General features: G+C 68.7%; 18 protein-coding genes and 1 tRNA gene. 14 read left to right on the top strand and 5 right to left on the bottom strand.

All coding sequences use genetic code 11. The features are described 5' to 3' along the window. The first annotated feature begins 93 nt into the window (after positions 1-93). The gene (locus tag ABZX12_RS13845) at positions 94-684 is read left to right on the top strand and encodes a GNAT family N-acetyltransferase (RefSeq protein ID WP_355692992.1); all 591 of its coding nucleotides are present in this window, start codon (positions 94-96) and stop codon (positions 682-684) included. Here the strand turns inward: ABZX12_RS13845 and ABZX12_RS13840 are convergent. Continuing rightward, a complete protein-coding gene (locus tag ABZX12_RS13840; RefSeq protein ID WP_355692990.1) occupies positions 668-1,852 on the bottom strand; it encodes a hypothetical protein in 1,185 nt (394 codons plus the stop codon). The two genes, ABZX12_RS13845 and ABZX12_RS13840, sit on opposite strands and share 17 nt — an antisense overlap. Further along, positions 1,849-2,178, bottom strand: a complete 330-nt coding sequence (locus ABZX12_RS13835; RefSeq protein WP_355692988.1) for a PadR family transcriptional regulator — start codon at positions 2,176-2,178, stop codon at positions 1,849-1,851. The genes ABZX12_RS13840 and ABZX12_RS13835 overlap by 4 nt, the downstream gene beginning before the upstream one ends. An 80-nt stretch (positions 2,179-2,258) precedes the next feature. Here ABZX12_RS13835 and ABZX12_RS13830 point away from each other — a divergent pair, with 80 nt between their 5' ends. After that, complete coding sequence (locus tag ABZX12_RS13830; RefSeq protein ID WP_355692986.1) at positions 2,259-3,230, top strand: helix-turn-helix domain-containing protein; 972 nt, start codon at positions 2,259-2,261, stop codon at positions 3,228-3,230. 109 nt (positions 3,231-3,339) lie between these two features. Here ABZX12_RS13830 and ABZX12_RS13825 read toward each other — a convergent pair whose 3' ends face one another. Both ABZX12_RS13825 and ABZX12_RS13820 read right to left on the bottom strand, forming a co-directional pair. Continuing rightward, positions 3,340-4,203 (bottom strand): hypothetical protein, encoded by an 864-nt coding sequence (locus ABZX12_RS13825; RefSeq protein ID WP_355692984.1) that lies wholly within the window; start codon positions 4,201-4,203, stop codon positions 3,340-3,342. 149 nt (positions 4,204-4,352) lie between these two features. Continuing rightward, a complete protein-coding gene (locus ABZX12_RS13820; protein ID WP_355692983.1) occupies positions 4,353-6,287 on the bottom strand; it encodes a Xaa-Pro dipeptidyl-peptidase in 1,935 nt (644 codons plus the stop codon). Positions 6,288-6,432: 145 nt separating this feature from the next. Between ABZX12_RS13820 and ABZX12_RS13815 the strand changes: the two genes are divergently transcribed. The 7 genes from ABZX12_RS13815 to ABZX12_RS13785 all read left to right on the top strand — a co-directional run bounded on the left by ABZX12_RS13815 (position 6,433) and on the right by ABZX12_RS13785 (position 13,682). Then, positions 6,433-7,446: a LacI family DNA-binding transcriptional regulator gene (locus ABZX12_RS13815; protein ID WP_355692981.1), complete on the top strand. Its 1,014-nt coding sequence runs from the start codon at positions 6,433-6,435 to the stop codon at positions 7,444-7,446. Positions 7,447-7,460: 14 nt separating this feature from the next. Continuing rightward, on the top strand, positions 7,461-8,363 hold the full coding sequence (locus tag ABZX12_RS13810) for a 1,4-dihydroxy-2-naphthoyl-CoA synthase (protein ID WP_355692979.1): 903 nt from the start codon (positions 7,461-7,463) through the stop codon (positions 8,361-8,363). 170 nt (positions 8,364-8,533) lie between these two features. After that, a complete protein-coding gene (locus tag ABZX12_RS13805) occupies positions 8,534-9,073 on the top strand; it encodes a hypothetical protein (protein ID WP_355692977.1) in 540 nt (179 codons plus the stop codon). Beyond that, on the top strand, positions 9,070-9,786 hold the full coding sequence (locus ABZX12_RS13800) for a hypothetical protein (RefSeq protein WP_355692975.1): 717 nt from the start codon (positions 9,070-9,072) through the stop codon (positions 9,784-9,786). The genes ABZX12_RS13805 and ABZX12_RS13800 overlap by 4 nt, the downstream gene beginning before the upstream one ends. Then, the gene (locus tag ABZX12_RS13795; RefSeq protein ID WP_355692973.1) at positions 9,783-11,651 is read left to right on the top strand and encodes an AAA family ATPase; all 1,869 of its coding nucleotides are present in this window, start codon (positions 9,783-9,785) and stop codon (positions 11,649-11,651) included. The genes ABZX12_RS13800 and ABZX12_RS13795 overlap by 4 nt, the downstream gene beginning before the upstream one ends. A gap of 98 nt (positions 11,652-11,749) precedes the next feature. After that, complete coding sequence (locus ABZX12_RS13790; RefSeq protein ID WP_355692970.1) at positions 11,750-12,715, top strand: hypothetical protein; 966 nt, start codon at positions 11,750-11,752, stop codon at positions 12,713-12,715. Positions 12,716-12,719: 4 nt separating this feature from the next. Continuing rightward, positions 12,720-13,682 carry a hypothetical protein gene (locus tag ABZX12_RS13785; RefSeq protein WP_355692968.1) on the top strand — a complete coding sequence of 321 codons (963 nt, stop codon included), beginning with the start codon at positions 12,720-12,722 and terminating at the stop codon, positions 13,680-13,682. Position 13,683: 1 nt separating this feature from the next. On the opposite strand, the gene upp is transcribed toward ABZX12_RS13785, so the two are convergent. Further along, a complete protein-coding gene (gene upp / locus ABZX12_RS13780) occupies positions 13,684-14,325 on the bottom strand; it encodes a uracil phosphoribosyltransferase (RefSeq protein ID WP_355692966.1) in 642 nt (213 codons plus the stop codon). A gap of 118 nt (positions 14,326-14,443) precedes the next feature. On the opposite strand from upp, the gene ABZX12_RS13775 reads away from it, so the two are divergent. The 5 genes from ABZX12_RS13775 to ABZX12_RS13755 all read left to right on the top strand — a co-directional run bounded on the left by ABZX12_RS13775 (position 14,444) and on the right by ABZX12_RS13755 (position 17,463). Continuing rightward, positions 14,444-14,605, top strand: a complete 162-nt coding sequence (locus ABZX12_RS13775) for a hypothetical protein (RefSeq protein ID WP_355692964.1) — start codon at positions 14,444-14,446, stop codon at positions 14,603-14,605. Between the two features lie 87 nt (positions 14,606-14,692). Next, the gene (locus ABZX12_RS13770) at positions 14,693-15,181 is read left to right on the top strand and encodes a tRNA adenosine deaminase-associated protein (RefSeq protein WP_355692962.1); all 489 of its coding nucleotides are present in this window, start codon (positions 14,693-14,695) and stop codon (positions 15,179-15,181) included. 31 nt (positions 15,182-15,212) lie between these two features. Continuing rightward, a complete protein-coding gene (locus ABZX12_RS13765) occupies positions 15,213-15,641 on the top strand; it encodes a nucleoside deaminase (RefSeq protein ID WP_355694283.1) in 429 nt (142 codons plus the stop codon). A 13-nt stretch (positions 15,642-15,654) separates the two neighbouring features. Further along, positions 15,655-15,745, top strand: a tRNA-Ser gene (locus tag ABZX12_RS13760). A 206-nt stretch (positions 15,746-15,951) separates the two neighbouring features. Next, positions 15,952-17,463, top strand: coding sequence for a potassium/proton antiporter (locus ABZX12_RS13755; protein WP_355692960.1), 1,512 nt, complete (start codon positions 15,952-15,954; stop codon positions 17,461-17,463).

Below are 17,463 nucleotides of genomic sequence, written 5' to 3'. Positions count from 1 at the left end.
GGCGACCCGATTGTTGGGTGGGCGGCTCAGGGGTTGGCCGCCGGGGTGCGTGCTTGGCGTGCGGGGGCAGCGGTAGCGGTCGCGTCACCGGATGTGTCGAAGCATGACCGGCTGGCGGTGGTCGGGCCGGTCGAGGATGCGGTCCGGCTGACGGCCGGCGTACTGGCGGAGGTCGGTCCGTCGTACCGGCCGTTCGGGGACGAGGAGCTGATCCGCGAACTTGCGGCGCGGGTGCCGGGGCTGACGTTCTCGGCGGCCTTCGGGTGGATGGATGTCGAGGTGATCCCGGACGTCACCACGACGGCTGCCTGGATCGACGGGGATACCGGCGTCGAAGAGCTGCTGACACTCGCCTCGCCCACGTCGTACGCGTGGCCCGGGCATCCCGGCGTACGGCGTTGGGCCGCGGTGACGGGTGAGCGTGGCGAGCTGTTGAGTATCGCCGCGGACGCGTGGAGCGCACCCGAGGTCGGTTTCCTCGCCGGCGTCGCGACGCATCCCGTGGCCCGCGGCAAGGGACTGTCGCGCCAGGTCTGCGGATTCACGACCGCCGAACTGGTGAAACGCCACGGCCGCGCGGCCCTGATGGTGGACGCGAGCAACGCCGCCGCGATCGCCGTCTACCGCCGCCTCGGCTACACCTACCGCCGCGTCGCGGCAGCGTCGGTCACCTCGTCGGCTTGACGGTGAGGGTGACGCCGGGGGTCGGTGTGCCGGAGGGCTTGGCAGTGGTGGGCGTGGCCGGGGCCGGCGGCGGGGCGAAGGGGGTCTTCGTCGAGTCCTTGCAGTTGTCGGACGTGACGTCGCCGTTCTCGTCGGGGACGACGACGGCCTGCGGGAACAAGTTGCTGGTGGAGTCGCGGGACACCTGGCCGTAGCTGGCCGCGCAGTCCTGCAGCTCCAGGGTGATCGGTTTGCCGTTCTGGTCGTAGAGCCGCACTGACACCTGCTTGCCCTGGGCATCGAACGGGTAGATGTTCGAGACCGGGGTGCCGTTCACCGTGATGCCGTTCTCCGGCGGGTTGTAGCGCGTGCTCGTGCCGCGGTAGTCGTTGTAGTTGTTGAGGAACCCGAACGACGCACCGGCGTACGCCGCGGCCAGGAACGCCGGGACCGCGACCGCCGCGACGACGTTGAGCGGGACGACGTACCACAGCCAGCGCCGGTCCTGTTGGGTCCGGCGACCGATCCACACCGACACAGCGGCGCCGGCGAAGGCGCCGACCACGGTCACCGACAGAGCGCCGAACAGCGCGAAGAATCCGCCCGCGCCGATCATGCCCCGCACGACCCACCAGACCGGCTGGCCGATCGTCACCAGCTCGTGCCGGACGTTCGGCGGGATCTGGTCGATCCAGCCGCGGATCGCCGCCTCGCCACGGGCGCCGCGCGGGGTGTCCAGGACGATCCGCGGGTCGTTGTCGTGCAGCGCGCGCAGACCGAGCGTCGCCGCCACGAACAGGACACCGAGCCCGAGCAGCCCGAAGAACGTCGTCTCGTCCCGCGACCACGCGAAGATGCTGACCGCAACGAGGAACGGGCCGACCGTGCAGGCGATCAGGCCCCAGTGCAGCGCCCGCACGCCGGCGGCGAGCTGGTCCTGGTTGACCGGCTCGGTGCGGGCCGGATAGCCGGCCGCGGTGCGCAGCTCGTCGGCGTACTGCCGGGGCGTCCCCAGGCGGGCCTGCAGGTCGGCGAAGGACGGCTGGTCGCCGAGCTCGGCCGCGACCTCGGTGAGGTGATCGGTGACGTCGTGGAGCACATCCTCGAGCTCGCCCGGCGGCAGATCGTCGAGTTCGGCCCGCACCTGCGTCAGGTAGCTCGCGACCGCTCCGGTCAGGGTGCTGTTCACGCGGCCTCCTTCTCCAACAGCAGCACCGACATCGTGTCGGCGAAGTGGTTCCAGGTCTTCGTGGACTGTTCGAGCAGTTCGCGCCCGGTCTTGTTCAGCCCGTAGTACTTGCGGTGCGGGCCTTCCTCGCTCGGCTGCACGTACGACGTCAGCGCGCCGGCCTGGAACAGCCGGCGGAGTGTCCCGTACACGGAAGCGTCCGCGACGTCCTCGAGCCCCGCCGCGCGCAGGCGGCGCAGCACGTCGTACCCGTAGCCGTCGGCGTCTCGCAGTACGGCGAGCACGGCGAGATCCAGTACGCCTTTGAGTAGTTGGCTCGTGTCCATGGCGGCCTCCTCCGGTGTTCCGCGGAGAAGACTACTACACATTGCGGAGTACTCCGGTTGAGAGACTGGGCGACTCCGCAATGTCGATCAAGTCGGCCCCGGGCGGCTGGGGCACAGTGGTGGACATGGCGGACGTGTTCGAGAAGTTCGTGGCGGTGGTCGCGGCCGGTCTTCGGGAAGCCGACGACCCGCTCGACGGCGCCGGCCTGGCGGGCCGCGTGCATCTGTCGCGGTTCCACTTCGACCGGGTGATCGGTGCGGTGGCGGGCGAGTCGCCGTTCGCGTTCCGGCGGCGGGTGCTGCTCGAGCGGGCGGCGTACCGGCTGCTGACCGAGCCGGTCGCCGTACTCGATGTCGCGGTCGAGGCCGGGTACGGATCGCACGAGGCGTTCACCCGTGCGTTCGCCAGGGCGTACGGGATGTCGCCACGGGAGTGGCGGCGGGAAGCGTCGCGGGTCTTCTTCCTCGCGGCGCCGAGTGGAGTGCATTTCCAGCCGCCGGCCGGTCTTCGGCTGCCGGCCCGTAGAAAGGTGAGAGGCATGGACGTACTTGTCAGGATGGTCGAGCACCACGTGTGGCTGACCGCAGAACTGATCGAACGCGGCGCCCGGCTGGATGCCGCCACCCTGGACCGCCCCATCGAGCTGTCCGTCGAAGGGATCGACGACGACATCTCGATCCGCTACCTCCTGGACCGCCTGGTCTGGCAGGAGGAGATGTGGTTGGCGTCCGTCGAGGACCGCCCGTTCCAGGTCCCGGAGTGCGGCCGCGAGGTCGTCACCCCGATCCCCGAACTCCGCACCCGGCACGCCGACGCCGGCGCTCGCTTCGTGGCCCTCGTCAACCAACTCAACGAAGAAGGCCGCTTCGACGAGTCCTTCGTCGACACCACCTGCGAACCACCCCGAGTCTTCACCTACGGCGGCATGGTCGCCCACGTCCTGACTTTCGCCGCCCACCGCCGATCCCTCCTCGTAGGCGCCTTCTACACCGCCGGCATCACCGACCTCAACGCCGGCGACCCGATGCACTTCGTAGCCGAAGGCAACTAATTCGTCGAGTCGTGAAGATTGGCTCACGCGCGCAGCCGATATTCACGACTCGACGTCGGGGGTGCGGACCAATCGCCACGACTCGGCGCTCTGGGGCAGGGGGAACGGGCTAGGCGGCGCGGAGGGGGTGGCGTCGGGCGCGGAGGTCCTCGGAGACGCGGGCCACGACGGTGTGCGGAATCTGCAGGATGTCGTAGGCGGTGACGACCCGGATCCGCCAGCCTTCCCGCTCGAGGTTCTCGCGGCGGCGGATGTCCAGCCGCCACTGACGCGCATCCGCCAGGTGGCGCTTCCCGTCGTACTCGATCCCCAATTTCGAGTCGGGGTAGGTGAGGTCCGGTTCGGCCAGCCAGCCGCCGGCGGAGTCGGTGACCACGTAGCCGGTCTCCGGCTCGGGCAGACCACCGAAGACGAGCAGCAGCCGGAGCCGCGATTCCATCGCAGAATCGACGCCTGAGCGGACGAGGGCCGCTGCTTCCCGAGCACGTCGGGCGCCCCGGACGCCGATCGCCGCGAGGGCTGCCTCGACCAGGTGGTTCGGCTCCGCGTGGGAGTGCCGTACGAGGGAATCTCCTGCGCAGACCAGTCCGGTCAGGTCGCAGTGCGGTGACAGGTCGACGAATGTCCGCTCGGGCGAGGTCAGCGGCAGTCCGGCACGCAGCGCGCGGTCGAGTCGCTGTACTTCGTGAACGCGCAGCCCGCTCACCCGTGGAAGGGTTCGCCGCGGCTCGCGTCGTACGGTCACGTGGACGATCTCGGCGGCGCGATCGTCGGCGCTCCACAAGCTCAGCGCGGTGTCGTGACTCACGACCGCACCGGGCGTCAGCATCAACGCTGCCTCGGCCTGCAATCGAGACGTGAGAGCGACCGTTGCGTCGACGTACACAGGACCCAGCACCTGTCGGTACCGCGGGCCGCGCAGCACGCCGCGTGAGATACCCGCCGCCCGCGCATCCGCCACCGTGAACAACACACGACCATCATCGCGGGATCCCCTGTCCGACGCTTTCCTTTGTCCACAGCACCGCCGAGTCGTGGCGATTGGCTCCGAACCGCTTCGTCGAGTCGTGGATTCTGGCTGATCTGCTCAGCCGATTTCCACGACTCGACGGGAGAGGAGGGTCAGTTCTTGGGGTCGTGGAGGTTGGGGCGTTGGGTGGGGGTGGTGATTTCGACCTGGATCGACTGGGGTTTGGTGGGGGCCGTCAGGTGGCCTGAGGAGATGGGGATGTTGAGTTGGCTGGCGGCTACGTCGATGTCGATGGTGGCGCCGGTGTCGTTGGGGCTGGTCCACTCGGTGTCGGACAGGGTGATGGCCAGTCCGAGGATGCGGCCCTTGGGGATGATCTGGTCCTGGGCGCGGAGGGGGACCGTGACGGTGGTCCACTGGCCGGGCTCCAGGGGGGTCGGCTTCGTGAGGGACTTGCTGTGCGCGGCGTCGATCCAGCCGCGGCTGACGATGCCGTGGTCGCTCTGTGCGGTGAGCTTCTCGACGGTGTAGTAGCAGCTGTCGTCGTAGTCGGTGCTCGATCCCTCACAGGTGCTGTCGTCGGTACGGCGGATGCCGGTGTACCGCTGGGCTTCGCCGTACTCGATGAGGCGCGCGGTCACCGGCGTCGTCGCTGAGTCGGACTTCAGCCGGAGCGTGACCGACGGCGTCCCGCTGACCCGCAGCGGTGCCGCGAGCGGCGCGGACAGGAACATCTGACGCCCCGCGATCACCTGCGTCGGGTCCGCGACGATGTCGTCCTCGGTGAGCTCGGGATCGTCGGTGACGGTGACCGAACCCTTGCCCGCGGCACCCAGCTTGCCGGCCGCCAGCGGCACCGGCAGCGGACGGTTGACCGCAGGCCACGTCCGGTAGTTGCGCCACACGTCCGGCGTCGTCTCGACCGAGACCATCGGCTCCTTCATCACGCCGTTCTGCAGGCCCTGCAGCCAGTAGTCGAACCACTTGTGCAGCTCGTCGACCCACTCGTCACGGCGGAACTCGAACGGGTCCACGTGGTCCTCGAGCCCGAGCCACAGCTTGCGCGGCACGTTGTTGCGGGACAGCGCCGACCACCACTGCGAGAAGTGGTTCGTCTGCACGTTGTAGTCGCTGAGTCCGTGGGTGATGAAGACCGAGGCCTTCACCTTCGACGCGTTCGCGGTGTAGTCGCGCTGGGCCCAGAACGAGGTGTAGTCGCCGGTCTCGTCGTCGTCGTTGTCACCGAGCTCGCCGCGGACCTCGTCGCACGCGGCGCTGTCGTGCCCGACGTATCCGGCCAGCCAGGGCATGTAGTCGTCCGAGTACGGTACGCCGCCGGAGCGGGTGTAGTCGTACCACGACGAGATCGCCGAGATCGGCACGATCGTCTTCAGGCCCGGTACGGCGGTCGCCGCGACGCCGTTCGCGAGCGTCCCGTCGTACGACTTGCCGATCATCCCGACCGCGCCGGTGGTCCAGGACGCCAGTACCTTTTGCCCGCTCGCGGTATGCGCGGTGTTGCGGCCGTTCAGCCAGTCGATCACGTCGACGACCGACTGGATCTCGTCGCGGCCGCCGACGTCGCCGCAGCCGGTGGAGCGGCCGGTGCCGACGATGTCCACACCGACCATCGCGTAGCCGCGCGGGACGAAGTAGTTGTCGTAGAACAACGGCATCTTCCGGATCACGCCGTCGCCGTCGTAGGTCTTCTTCTCGCTCTCGTTGCCGCGTCCGCAGCAGGAGTAGTACGGCGAGGCGTCCATGATGACCGGGATCTTCACGCCGGTGAGGGCGGTCTCGCTCGGCCGGACGATGTCGACCGCGATCTCGTCGTTCTCGCCGTCGGAGTCGGTGTCCATCGTGGCGTCGACGTACACCGATTCGCGGATGGCGTTCGCGTAGTCGTAGACCGGCTCGGTGCTCTTGGTGCGCGTGTCGATGTGCTGCGGCACACTGGGAGCAGCAGCCGGGGCCGGCGTACCGGGCCCGTCCGGGAGCGGCGCAGCGACGGCCGGACCGACGACGGTCGACAGGCTGAGCACGGCGGACGAGACCAGGATCGTCACCCGGGCGCGGACGGTCCTCATGGCTGGGAAGGCTAGTCACTCGCGGGCCGCAACGCCAGGTTCTGCCGAGATTGGCAGCGACCTGCCCGATACGCAGCGTGAGAACTGCGTGGTTCGATAAGGTGACCGCCACCGCCCACCGGGGGGACGCACGAAAGGGTAGGCCATGAATCTGCGAGCACCGGTCACGTTGCTGGACGTGGCACAGCGTGCGGGCGTGTCGGTCGCGACCGCGTCCCGCGTGCTGAACGGCGGGGACCGCGTGCCCCGTCCGGAGTTGCAGGAACGGGTGAAGGCCGCGGCCGACGAGCTCGGCTACACGCCGAACGCGCAGGCGCAGGCGCTGGCCAAGTCGTCGACGAACGTGGTCGGCATCCTGGTGCACGACATCGAGGACCCGTACTTCGCCGCGATCGCGAACGGCGTGATGCGCGCCGCCGACGAGCGGCACCTGCTGGTGATGATGGCCAGCACCTTCCGGGACGCCGACCGTGAGATCGCCTACCTGTCGTCGTTGCGGGCGCAGCGGGCGCGGGCCGCGGTGATGATCGGCAGCCGGCGGACCGACAGCGACAGCCTGGCCCGGACGGCGGCCGAGGTGGAGAGTTTCCTCAACTCCGGCGCGGGTCTCGCCCTGGTCAGCCAGTCCGGGATGCCCGCGCACACCGTCGAGCCGGACAACCGTTCGGGGTCGGCGGACCTGGCCCGCGAGCTCGTCGGGCTCGGCTGGCGCAAGTTCGCCGTGCTGGGTGGGCCGGAGACGCTCGCGACGGCACGCGATCGGCGCGACGGGTTCGTCGCCGGGCTGGCCGAGGCCGGGCTGGCGCCGGTGGCGGTCGAGGCCGGTGACTTCACGCGTGACGGTGGGTACGCCGCCGCGGAGCAGTTGCTCGACCGGAACGCCGACGTGGACTGTGTGTTCGCGGTCAACGACGTGATGGCGGTCGGCGCGATGTCCGCGGTGCGTGCGCGCGGCGTCGACGTACCGGGTCAGCTCGGCGTCGCCGGGTTCGACGACATCGCGACGCTGCGGGACGTGTGGCCGGGTCTGACGACCGTGCGGCTGCCGCTGGAGCAGATGGGCCGCCGCGCGCTGGAACTCGCCATCGAGGGCGGCGACGCCACGACCGAGACGTTCAAGGCCGAAGTAGTACTGCGGGAGAGCACCGCACGGCGCTGAAATATGCTCGACGGGTGACAGTCTCCGAGATCTTCGACCCGTCGGCCTGGAAGCAGGTGGACGGCTTCGAGCTGACCGACATCACCTACCACCGCGCGGTCGACGCCGGTGTGGTGCGGATCGCGTTCAACCGGCCGGAGGTGCGCAACGCGTTCCGGCCGCAGACCGTCGACGAGCTGTACCGGGTGCTGGACCACGCGCGGATGTCCACCGACGTCGGCTGCGTGCTGCTCACCGGCAACGGGCCGTCGCCGAGGGACGGCGGCTGGGCGTTCTGCTCGGGCGGTGACCAGCGGATCCGCGGCAAGGACGGTTACAAGTACGCCGAGGGCACGACCGCCGAGACCATCGACCCGGCGCGCGCGGGCCGGCTGCACATCCTCGAAGTACAACGGCTGATCCGCTTCATGTCGAAGGTCGTGATCTGCGTCGTCCCGGGATGGGCCGCGGGCGGTGGCCACAGCCTGCATGTGGTCGCGGACCTCACGCTGGCGTCGGCTGAGCACGCGCGATTCAAGCAGACCGATGCGGACGTGGCGTCGTTCGACGGCGGGTTCGGCTCGGCGTACCTGGCGCGGCAGGTCGGGCAGAAGTTCGCGCGGGAGATCTTCTTCCTCGGCGACGAGTACTCCGCCGACGACGCGTACCGGATGGGCATGGTGAACAAGGTCGTCCCGCACGCGGAACTCGAAGCCGTCGCGCTGGAGTGGGGCAAGAAGGTCTGCGCGAAGTCCCCGACGGCACAGCGGATGCTGAAGTACGCGTTCAACCTGATCGACGACGGGCTCGTCGGGCAACAGCTGTTCGCGGGCGAAGCGACCCGCCTTGCCTACGGCACCGACGAGGCTGCCGAAGGACGCGACTCGTTCCTGGAGAAGCGGCCGGCCGACTGGTCGCCCTACCCGTATGCCTTCTAGTCACGTTGCGGGCTGCGCATCTTTACATTCCGTGACAAGATCGTCTCGTGGGGGCATGCTGGGGAGGATGCAAGTGCACGGGGTGGGACGCCTGGCTCGCGGTTGATGCCAGCCATCTCTATGTCTTGTGCAGGCTGGCTGACAAGCTCGGACCTGATCAGCGGACTGCCATGCAGGCGCTTCTCGACAGTCATGGATGCGATGGTGATCGTGGGCTGATCAGCAGTGCGGAATGCCTCTCGTCGGAGGTGAAAGCCAAACCGGAGATCTGTGCGGCGCTGCCGCCAGATGTGGCCGACCAGCTGTTCACGCTCGCCGCGGACGACGGATTCGCCGATCTTCCGGAGAAGGCGCCGGATTCCAACCGCGAGTTCGGCGCACGTGACCGGCGCTTGGCCGCTGCGGCTCACCAGCACGGTGGGACGCACGACGTCCTGGTCTGGCTGGTGAGTGACGACGAGGACTTTCTGGCCAACCTCGAGGAGCTCGTGGAGCACCTGGACGTCGCTCCGATCCACAGCTGCGATTTGCTCTATCGACTGGCTGCGTGCGGCGCGCTCGAATGGGTAGCGCTTGAGGAGCTGATCGCGGTTGAGAATGACCGGATCTCGACGATGGTGATGGGAGACTTCAAAAAGGCCCGGAAGCTGGAGCGGCTGAATGACCTGACGTCTCGGCTGGTGGCGTCGAACTGGAGGCAGCGGGAATGACCGAGGGCACTAGCGGGCCGTTGGCAACGATGGCCGCTGACGGCAAGCACGTAGTTCACCGCCTCAGACTCGTCCGCCGGGTCGGCCAGGCGCTTCGGCCGCACGAGGCCGACTTGACCTTGCTGCCGGGTGAGAATCTGCCCCTTCCGGATGGCCAGACAGAGATCCGGACGATACGGACCGACTTGATCCTGCAGTCTCTCGACCTGCGCCTGCGCATCGTCGCTTTACCGGGATGTACGGCCGAGGCGCTGGGCGACAGCGAGCTACGGATGCCACTGGGCACGATCCTGATGGAGTTTCCGGAGACTGCCGCGCTGGTGGTCGTCGCCGACGAGGAACTGCTGCCGAGCCGGATCTTCGAACCGGCCGACTTGTTCGATGCCGTCGGTGACGAACAACGAGATCCGGACCCGCAGCCGCTCCCGGAGTTGGCGCGAACCTACCTGCGCCGCGTCTCCCCGGCCTGGAACCAACCGGAGTTCGTGGCAGGGGTGTTGGAGGATCTCACCGCGGAGTCGGCCGATGCGGCAGCGGAAGCGCGCATTCTGGTGCAGGCGAAACGCACGACGAAGCGGGAGGCGAAGGAGGCCAGGGACGCAATAGACCGCACGGATTCGATCGCTCTCGCCGCTACGGTGGCGGCGGCGTTGCGCGGTGATGCGGTCGACGCGCTGATCGACGACGTGGTCGCCAGGCGGCGGACGCCATGATCGATCGGCTCGTGCTCCGGAACTGGAAGTCGTACGAGGCCCTCTCGATCGATTTCGTTGCTGGATGCAATTTTCTGATCGCGGAGAACGGCGTCGGCAAGACGGGCCTGATCCAGGCTCTCTACTTCGGTCTGTTCGGCGACGGGAAGCTGCTCGGAAGCCGATCGCCCGCCGCGCATGCCATCCGTGGCGGTGCGCGCGAGGCGCACGTCGAGCTTATGGTCCGGTTGGGTGAACAGCTCTGGAGTGTGCACCGGGTTCTCCGGCGCGACGGCGGGATCGACAATCTCTTCGAAGCCGACGGAGTCGACCGCGCGGAGTCCGATTGGCTCGGCCGACTGGCTGCCGAATCGTTGGTCGACGCAGTTCAGTTGCGCTTGCTCTGCGCGATTCCAGAGGGTGCGTCGAGTCCGGCCGAGCTGGACGCGCAGGACCGCTACGACCTGGTGGCGCACCTCTCGAGCGTCCTCGGTGCGACGAAGCTGACAGCGCTCGCCGATCAGTACCAGGCCGAATCCGTCGCAGTAGCGAAGGAGGCCGACAAGATCCGGCTGACCGAGCGAGATCGTCCGAGCCGGGAATCGAGTCGGCGGCTCGAGACCTTGCAGGAGAACCTCGAGTCGGCAAGTGCCGCGCAGGAGACCGCGCGAAACACGTTGGCTGAATGCGACGCAGTTGTCGAGTCGCATCGACGATGGGCGGAGTGGGCCGGCTGGGCGGCGGAGGCCGGGGAGCGAGCGGAATCCGCACTCTTGGAATGGGGACCGCTCATCAACGAAGCCGGCCGGCTGTCGGCTCGTGAGGTGCAGAACTTTCACCTCGATGTTCCCGAGGTGCGGGAGCCTGAACAAATCACTCGTCTGCTGCGGAGGTATGCGGAGGCCCGTGAGGAGGCTGGCAGGCTGGTCGGTGAACTTCGGGAGCTGTACCGACTGCGCACGCAAGAGCTGGCCGCCCTTGAGGCGCAGGCAGCGGCAAGTAGCTCGTCGATCGATCTGCTGTCGGAACCGGGCGCGATCTGTCCTACCTGTCTACGTCCGATGAGTGATGCGGAACGGGAGGAGGCCACCACGCGCAACCGCGCCCGGATCACCGAGCTCCGGCCGGCGATCGACGACCTTCGCCGTGGACAGGAGCAGATCGCCGGCCTCGGGCGCCGAGTGGCTGCGGTGACGGATGCTCCGATTCTGGACGCCCGGCCAGCGCCGACCGATCCACTGCCCCCGGTCGATCGCGAGGCGGCCGATGAAGCGCTGCGGCTTGCGGAGGAAGCATTCGTTGCGCGAGCGGCCGAGGTGCGGAGACTCGAGGAGGAGGTCCGCGGTACCGAACTGGCCGCGGAGCGTCTCGCCGAAAACGATGCCCTGAGCAAGCGACTTGTGGAGATGTACCGGCGCAGCGACATCTGTCTGATGGCATCGATGACGTTCCGCCGGGTCGCGGATACCATCTGCACCGGGCGGCTCGAGCCCCTCGCAACGGAACTGGCGAAGCGATGGAATGAGATCTGGCCCAACCGGCCGAAGCTCGAGTTGGACCAGCATGGTGCGCTGATGGCCGACGCCGGCGGGGCGAAGCTGAACCTCGTCGACCTGTCCGGCGGCGAACGGGCAGTGGCGATGATCCTGCTGCGGATTCTCGCGGCGCAGGCAGCGAGCCAATGTCCGTTTTTGTTACTGGACGAGCCGCTTGAGCACCTCGACCCGGCTAACCGGCGAACGCTCGCCAACCTGCTGGCCGCTGCGGGACGGTCCGATGCACAGCGGCGGCAGCTGATCGTGACGACTTACGAGGAGACTGTTGCTCGTCGGCTCGGCCGTGCGGACGACACCGAGGTGGTCTACGTGCGTACAGCGCGCCGCTGACCCGCCTGGAGAGTCTTAACATTGAATTCTGCGGTCTTCACAGAAATATTCGTGCGAAGTGCTGACAGTTCGCGGTAGATCGCTTACCGTCGGGCGCTATGAACATTCTCTCCCGCCGTGGGTTGCTTGCTGGTGTCGGTGCTGTGGTGGTTGGCGGAGCAGTAGGTGTGCCGGCGTCCGCCGGGACGCTCGCGCTCCCGCCGTCGCGGCGGTTCGTGCTCGACGGACCGGGGGGCGAGCTGTTCCGGAGCAAGCCGCTCGCCGACGTGACCGTCATGCAGTCGATCGCGTTCGACAACCTGAACCAGCGGCTGTTCACCGGGCAGCTGCGCGCGGGCTCGCCGTCCAGCAGCGGTGATCTCACGCTGACACAGCTCACGCTCGCCGGTGACGTGGTTGGTCACATGTACCTGAGCGGATTCGGCCACGCGGTCTCGATCGGCGCGGAGGCCGTCGGGCAAACGACGTACCTGTGGACCGAGACCGACGTCGACACCGCGAACGCGCGCGGCCGGCAGATCGCCCGGTTCCGTTGGCAGGACGGCGCGACGCTGACCAAGGACTCGCCGGGGCTGCGCAGCTGGAAGCCGGTCGCGGACGGTGCGGTGTTCACGCCGTCGGTGGACCAGCAGCACGGCCGGATCGGGATCCGGCACACGCTGGCCGACGGGTTCCACATCAACGTGTACTCGCTGGCCGCGGCGCGCGCCGGGGACTTCTCGCGCGTACTCGCGTCGTTCAAGCAGCCCGCGATGACGGCGGGCATCGACTTCCAGGGCTGGGCGCTGTACGGCTCGTACGTCTACCTGTGGGAGGGCGAGGCGTACGCCGGTACGCCGGATCCTGCCGCGGCGACGTCGAAGCTCTGGACGTACGACATCACCAAGGGCGAGGTCGTCGAGTCCGTACAGATCCTGGACGGCGCCGACCTGGTCTACCGCGAGGCCGAGGGGGTCGGGGTGCACGTCGATCGTCTCGGCTGCCCGCGGTTGTGTTTCGGCTTCGCCTCCGGCGTGACCGGCGACCGCCGGGCCAACCTCTTTTATCGGAGCAGATTGGTGTAACCGCATGGACAACCTGTCCCGCCGCGGGTTGCTGACCGGTGCCGGCGCATTAGTTGCCGCTGGCACCCTCGGCGTACCGGCGGCCACCGCCCGGACCCTGTCCCTCCCCGCCTCGAAGCGCTTCTTGATGAGCGCGACCACCAACGAGTTCTTCCGCAGCCAACCGCTGCAGGACGCGACCGTGATGCAGTCGTTCGCGTTCGACACCCCCAACAACCGCCTGTTCGCCGCCCAGTTGCGCGGCGGCAGCGGTGCGAACAGCGGCGACCTCGCCCTGACCCAGCTCGACTTCTCCGGCAACCAGCTGGGGTACATGTACCTGACCGGGTTCGGTCACGCGGTGTCGATCGGCGCGGAGGCTTCCGGCAGTACGACGTACCTGTGGACCGAGACCGACGTCGACACGGCGAACGGGCGTGGACGGCAGATCTGCCGCTTTCCCTGGCAGAACGGGAAGACGCTGACGTCGTCCGCGGTGACGAAATGGAAGCCGGTGTCGAGCGGCAGCGTCTTCACCCCCGCCGTGGACCAACGCTTCAACCAGCTCGGCGTCAGGCACTCGTTGTCCGACGGGATGTACATCAACGTCTACTCGCTGACGGCCGCGCGCAGCGGTGACTTCTCGACCGTGCTCGCGTCGTTCCAGCAGCCGGCGCTGACGCCCGGGATCGACTTCCAGGGCTGGGCGCTGTACGGCTCGTACGCGTACTTCTGGGAAGGCGAGGCCTATCCCGGCGAGCCCGACGAGACCCAGGCGACGTCGAAGATGTGGTGTTACGACATCAACGCCGGCCAGTTGGTCGACTCGTTCCTCACCCTGGCCGGCAAATCCCTCACCTACCGAGAACCAGAAGGCATGGCCGTCTACGGCTCCACCGACGCCACCGCCCGCCTCTACTTCGGCTTCGCCTCCGGAGTCACCGGCGACCGCCGAGCCAACCTCTTCTACCGCAACGACCTCGTGTGAGTTATTGGGCGACGCCGTACAAGCGGTCGCCGGCGTCGCCCAGGCCGGGGACGATGTAGCCCTTGTCGTTCAGGTGGGAGTCCATGCCGGCGATGACCAGGTTGCAGGGGACGTGGAGGTTGGTGAGTTCGCGTTCCACGCGCTCTACGCCCTCGGGGGCGGCCAGCAGGCAGATGGCGGTGATGTGGTCGGCGCCGCGGTCGACCAGGAACTGGATGGCCGCGGCCAGTGTGCCGCCGGTGGCCAGCATCGGGTCCAGGACGTAGCACTGGCGGCCGGACAGGTCCTCCGGGAGCCGTTCGGCGTACGTCGACGCGGTCAGGGTCTCCTCGTTGCGGACCATGCCGAGGAAGCCGACCTCCGCGGTCGGGAGCAGCCGCGTCATCCCCTCGAGCATGCCGAGGCCGGCCCGCAGGATCGGGACGACGAGCGGCTTCGGCGCGGCGAGCTTCACGCCTTGGGCCTCCGCGACCGGGGTCTGTACCGTGACCGGGCCGGTCCGCACGTCCCGGGTCGCCTCGTAGGCGAGCAGCGTGACGAGCTCCTCGGTCAGCCGCCGGAACGTGGGTGAGTCCGTGTGCTCGTCGCGCAGCGCGGTGAGCTTGTGGGCGACGAGCGGGTGGTCCACGACGAGGATCTGCATAAGCCCGAACGGTACCGTCGGCGATTCGCGGCGGGAAAGCGCGCTCGCTGCCAAACTGGAACTGTGTCCGTTGTTCGGGCATTGGATTCTGCCCTGTCGCCCACCAGGGAGTGACCCGATGACCGAGAAGACGCCCGAGCAGGTCGACCGCCTGCGCCGCCGTGCCGCCTTCCTGCGCGAGCGCGAGGAGGCGGCGGCCCTGCGGGACCGGATCGCGCCCCGGCGGGCCCGCGTCCGGCAGCTCCGCGAGGCGATGCGCCGGGCGACGTTCCATCACTGACCATGACCGGGCGGTGTCGACCTGTGTTGGCGGATCTGATACCACAACGAGATCGCCTGGACAGCTGGAGTCTGGGACGATGAGCCGGTGTCCGATGCCACGGCTATGACCGATCTCGACTGTGCGGTTGCCGCCTACCTCGAGGACGGGCACTGGACTGTCACCCCGCTCGTACTGCGCGGTGAGCTCGACCTGTCCGCCCTGGTCTCCGCCCTGCGTCGTTACCCGGGCGAGGCGGGCGTGCTCGGCATGGTGTCGGTCGACGAGGACTTCTTCGTCCTGGTGCGGGTGGACGGCGGGCGGGCGCGGTTCCTGATCTCCGACGTGACCGCCGCGACCGAGTGGCCGCTGGCCCGGCAGGTCGTGGACGAGCTCGACATCCCGCTGGCCGATGACGACGACGAGCAGGTCCCGGCCGGCGACCTGACGATCGTGGCCGACCTGGGGATGACCGCGATGGACCTCGGGGCGCTCTGCGACGACGTCGACCTGTACCCGGTGGAGATGCTCGAGGAGGTCGCCGAGGCGCTTGGCTTCGGCAACCAGTTCGACGACGCGATCGAAGCCGTTGGCTAGTCCGGTTCTGCGGCAGGCGTGGTCGCGGTTGATGGCGCTGGCGCTCGAGGAGGCCGAGCGGGCATTGCCCGACGTACCGATCGGCGCGCTCGTGGTGGACGGCGACGGGGAGATCATCGGCCGCGGGCACAACGAGCGGGAGCTGACCGGCGACCCGACGGCACACGCCGAGATCCTGGCGATCCGGCAAGCGGCTCGGCACGTCGGCGAGTGGCGGCTGACCGGCTGCACGCTGGTGGTCACGCTGGAGCCCTGCACGATGTGTGCGGGGGCGATCGTGCTGTCCCGTCTGGACCGGCTGATCTTCGCGGCGTACGACGAGAAGGCCGGCGCGGTGGGGTCGCTCTGGGACGTCGTACGGGACCGCCGGCTCAATCACCGGCCCGAGGTGGTGGGCGGTGTGATGGCCGACGAGGCGGGCGCCCGGCTGCGCGATTTCTTCATCGGGCACAGACCTTGATAGTGTCCTCGGCGGTGGCGTGTCCGAGCGGCCGAAGGAGCGCGCCTCGAAAGCGCGTGACGGGCAACCCCCGTCCGAGGGTTCAAATCCCTCCGCCACCGCCATTCGGTTGGATGGTCCCGCACGAAGTGTGGGACCATCCAACCGAATATCAAGGGCTGTGGGATTTGGGAGGAGCCTGCGACGGTTCCCTCCGCCACCGCCAACCGCCCCTCGGGGCGGCAGATAGCCGGAGACCCTGATGCTGTGTGATGCGTCAGGGTTTTCGTCTCTCTGGACCTGACTCGGGACGCTCGGCGAGAGGGCCCCTATGGATGTTGCGGAGCTCGACGGCATTCTGCTGGCGGGTGCGGCGGTTCTGCTGGTCGCCGTGGTCGCGGTGCGGCTGTCCGCGCGGATCGGGCTCCCGTCGCTGCTCATCTACCTCGGGATGGGCCTGCTGCTCGGAGAGTCGGGGCCGGGCCACATCCACTTCGAGGACGCGCAGCTGGCGCACGCGCTGGGGTTCGCGGCGCTGGTGGTGATCCTGACCGAGGGCGGCCTGACCACCCGGTGGAACGAGGTTCGCCCGGTGATGCCGCTCGGGCTGGTGCTCGCGACGGTCGGCGTCGCCGTCAGTGTCGGCGTCGTCGCCTGCGTCGCGCATTTCGTGCTCGGGCTGAGCTGGCAGCTGTCCGTCCTGCTCGGCGCCGTGACATCCCCGACGGACGCGGCGGCCGTCTTCGCGGTGCTCAGACGGGTGCCGATCCGGCCGCGGCTGCGGGGCGCGCTGGAGGCCGAGTCCGGTCTGAACGACGCCCCGACCGTGTTGCTCGTCACACTCGTCAGCACCGGCGAGATCGGCGACAAGGGCCTGCTGTGGTTCAGCGGCCTGGTCGTGTACGAGCTCGTCGTGGGTGCCCTGTTCGGCCTGCTGATCGGCTGGGTGAGCGTCGGCCTGATCCGGCGGATGGCGCTCGGCTCGGCCGGCCTGTACCCGCTCGCGGTGCTCTCGGTGGCCTTCATCTCGTACGCCGGGGGCGCCGTCCTGCTGCACGTGTCCGGATTCGCCGCCGTCTACGTGACCTCGCTGGTGCTGGGCCGGGCCGAATTGCCGCACCGGATGGCGACCCGGTCGTTCGTCGACGGGATCGCGTGGCTGGCGCAGATCGGGCTCTTCGTGATGCTCGGGCTGCTCGCGTCACCGGGGGACTTCGAGCTGAACGACGTCCTCGTCGCGCTCGTGATCGGGTTCGCGGTGACCGTCGTCGGGCGGTTCGCGTCGGTGGCGATCTCGGCGGCGCCGTTCCGGCTGCCGTGGCGGGAGCGGACGTTCATCTCGTGGGCGGGTCTGCGCGGGGCGGTGCCGATCGTGCTCGCGACCATCCCGCTCGCCGAGGGAGTGCCGCAGGCCGGCCGGATCTTCGACGTGGTGTTCGTGCTGGTGCTGCTGTTCACGCTGTTGCAGGGCCCGTCGCTGCCGTGGCTGGCGAAGCGGCTCAACGTGCTCGACGAGAATGCGGCGCACGAGGTGGACATCGACGTGGCCCCGCTGGAGTCGCTCGGCGCCGACATGCTCCAGGTGTTCGTCCCGAGCGAATCCCGGCTGGCCGGCGTCGAGATCGGCGAGCTCCGGCTACCGCCCGGTGTCTCGGTCTCGCTCGTGATCCGCGGTGAGCAAGCGTTCGTTCCGGACCGCCGTACCGTGCTCCGGGCCGGCGACAACCTGCTCGTGGTCGCGCCCAGCCCGGTCCGCGAGCAGACCGTCCGCCGCCTGCGCGCCGTCTCCCGCGCCGGCCGCCTGGCGGGCTGGTTCGGCGAACGCGGCCGCGAACAGCACTGA

It is taken from the genome of Kribbella sp. NPDC003505 (assembly GCF_040610875.1).
Classification (GTDB): Bacteria; Actinomycetota; Actinomycetes; order Propionibacteriales; family Kribbellaceae; genus Kribbella.
The sequence above is the reverse complement of the archived record's forward strand: the minus strand, read 5'-3'. Positions and strand labels throughout refer to the sequence as shown.

What these genes read in the sequence shown, in the direction of transcription:
- ABZX12_RS13835 (WP_355692988.1), bottom strand. Translation starts at nt 2,178, where the DNA reads ATGGACACGAGCCAACTACTCAAAGGCGTACTGGATCTCGCCGTGCTC.
- ABZX12_RS13830 (WP_355692986.1), top strand. Translation starts at nt 2,259, where the DNA reads ATGTCGATCAAGTCGGCCCCGGGCGGCTGGGGCACAGTGGTGGACATG.
- ABZX12_RS13820 (WP_355692983.1), bottom strand. Translation starts at nt 6,287, where the DNA reads ATGAGGACCGTCCGCGCCCGGGTGACGATCCTGGTCTCGTCCGCCGTG.
- ABZX12_RS13815 (WP_355692981.1), top strand. Translation starts at nt 6,433, where the DNA reads ATGAATCTGCGAGCACCGGTCACGTTGCTGGACGTGGCACAGCGTGCG.
- ABZX12_RS13805 (WP_355692977.1), top strand. Translation starts at nt 8,534, where the DNA reads ATGCAGGCGCTTCTCGACAGTCATGGATGCGATGGTGATCGTGGGCTG.
- ABZX12_RS13800 (WP_355692975.1), top strand. Translation starts at nt 9,070, where the DNA reads ATGACCGAGGGCACTAGCGGGCCGTTGGCAACGATGGCCGCTGACGGC.
- ABZX12_RS13795 (WP_355692973.1), top strand. Translation starts at nt 9,783, where the DNA reads ATGATCGATCGGCTCGTGCTCCGGAACTGGAAGTCGTACGAGGCCCTC.
- ABZX12_RS13790 (WP_355692970.1), top strand. Translation starts at nt 11,750, where the DNA reads ATGAACATTCTCTCCCGCCGTGGGTTGCTTGCTGGTGTCGGTGCTGTG.
- ABZX12_RS13785 (WP_355692968.1), top strand. Translation starts at nt 12,720, where the DNA reads ATGGACAACCTGTCCCGCCGCGGGTTGCTGACCGGTGCCGGCGCATTA.
- upp (WP_355692966.1), bottom strand. Translation starts at nt 14,325, where the DNA reads ATGCAGATCCTCGTCGTGGACCACCCGCTCGTCGCCCACAAGCTCACC.
- ABZX12_RS13775 (WP_355692964.1), top strand. Translation starts at nt 14,444, where the DNA reads ATGACCGAGAAGACGCCCGAGCAGGTCGACCGCCTGCGCCGCCGTGCC.
- ABZX12_RS13765 (WP_355694283.1), top strand. Translation starts at nt 15,213, where the DNA reads ATGGCGCTGGCGCTCGAGGAGGCCGAGCGGGCATTGCCCGACGTACCG.
- ABZX12_RS13755 (WP_355692960.1), top strand. Translation starts at nt 15,952, where the DNA reads ATGGATGTTGCGGAGCTCGACGGCATTCTGCTGGCGGGTGCGGCGGTT.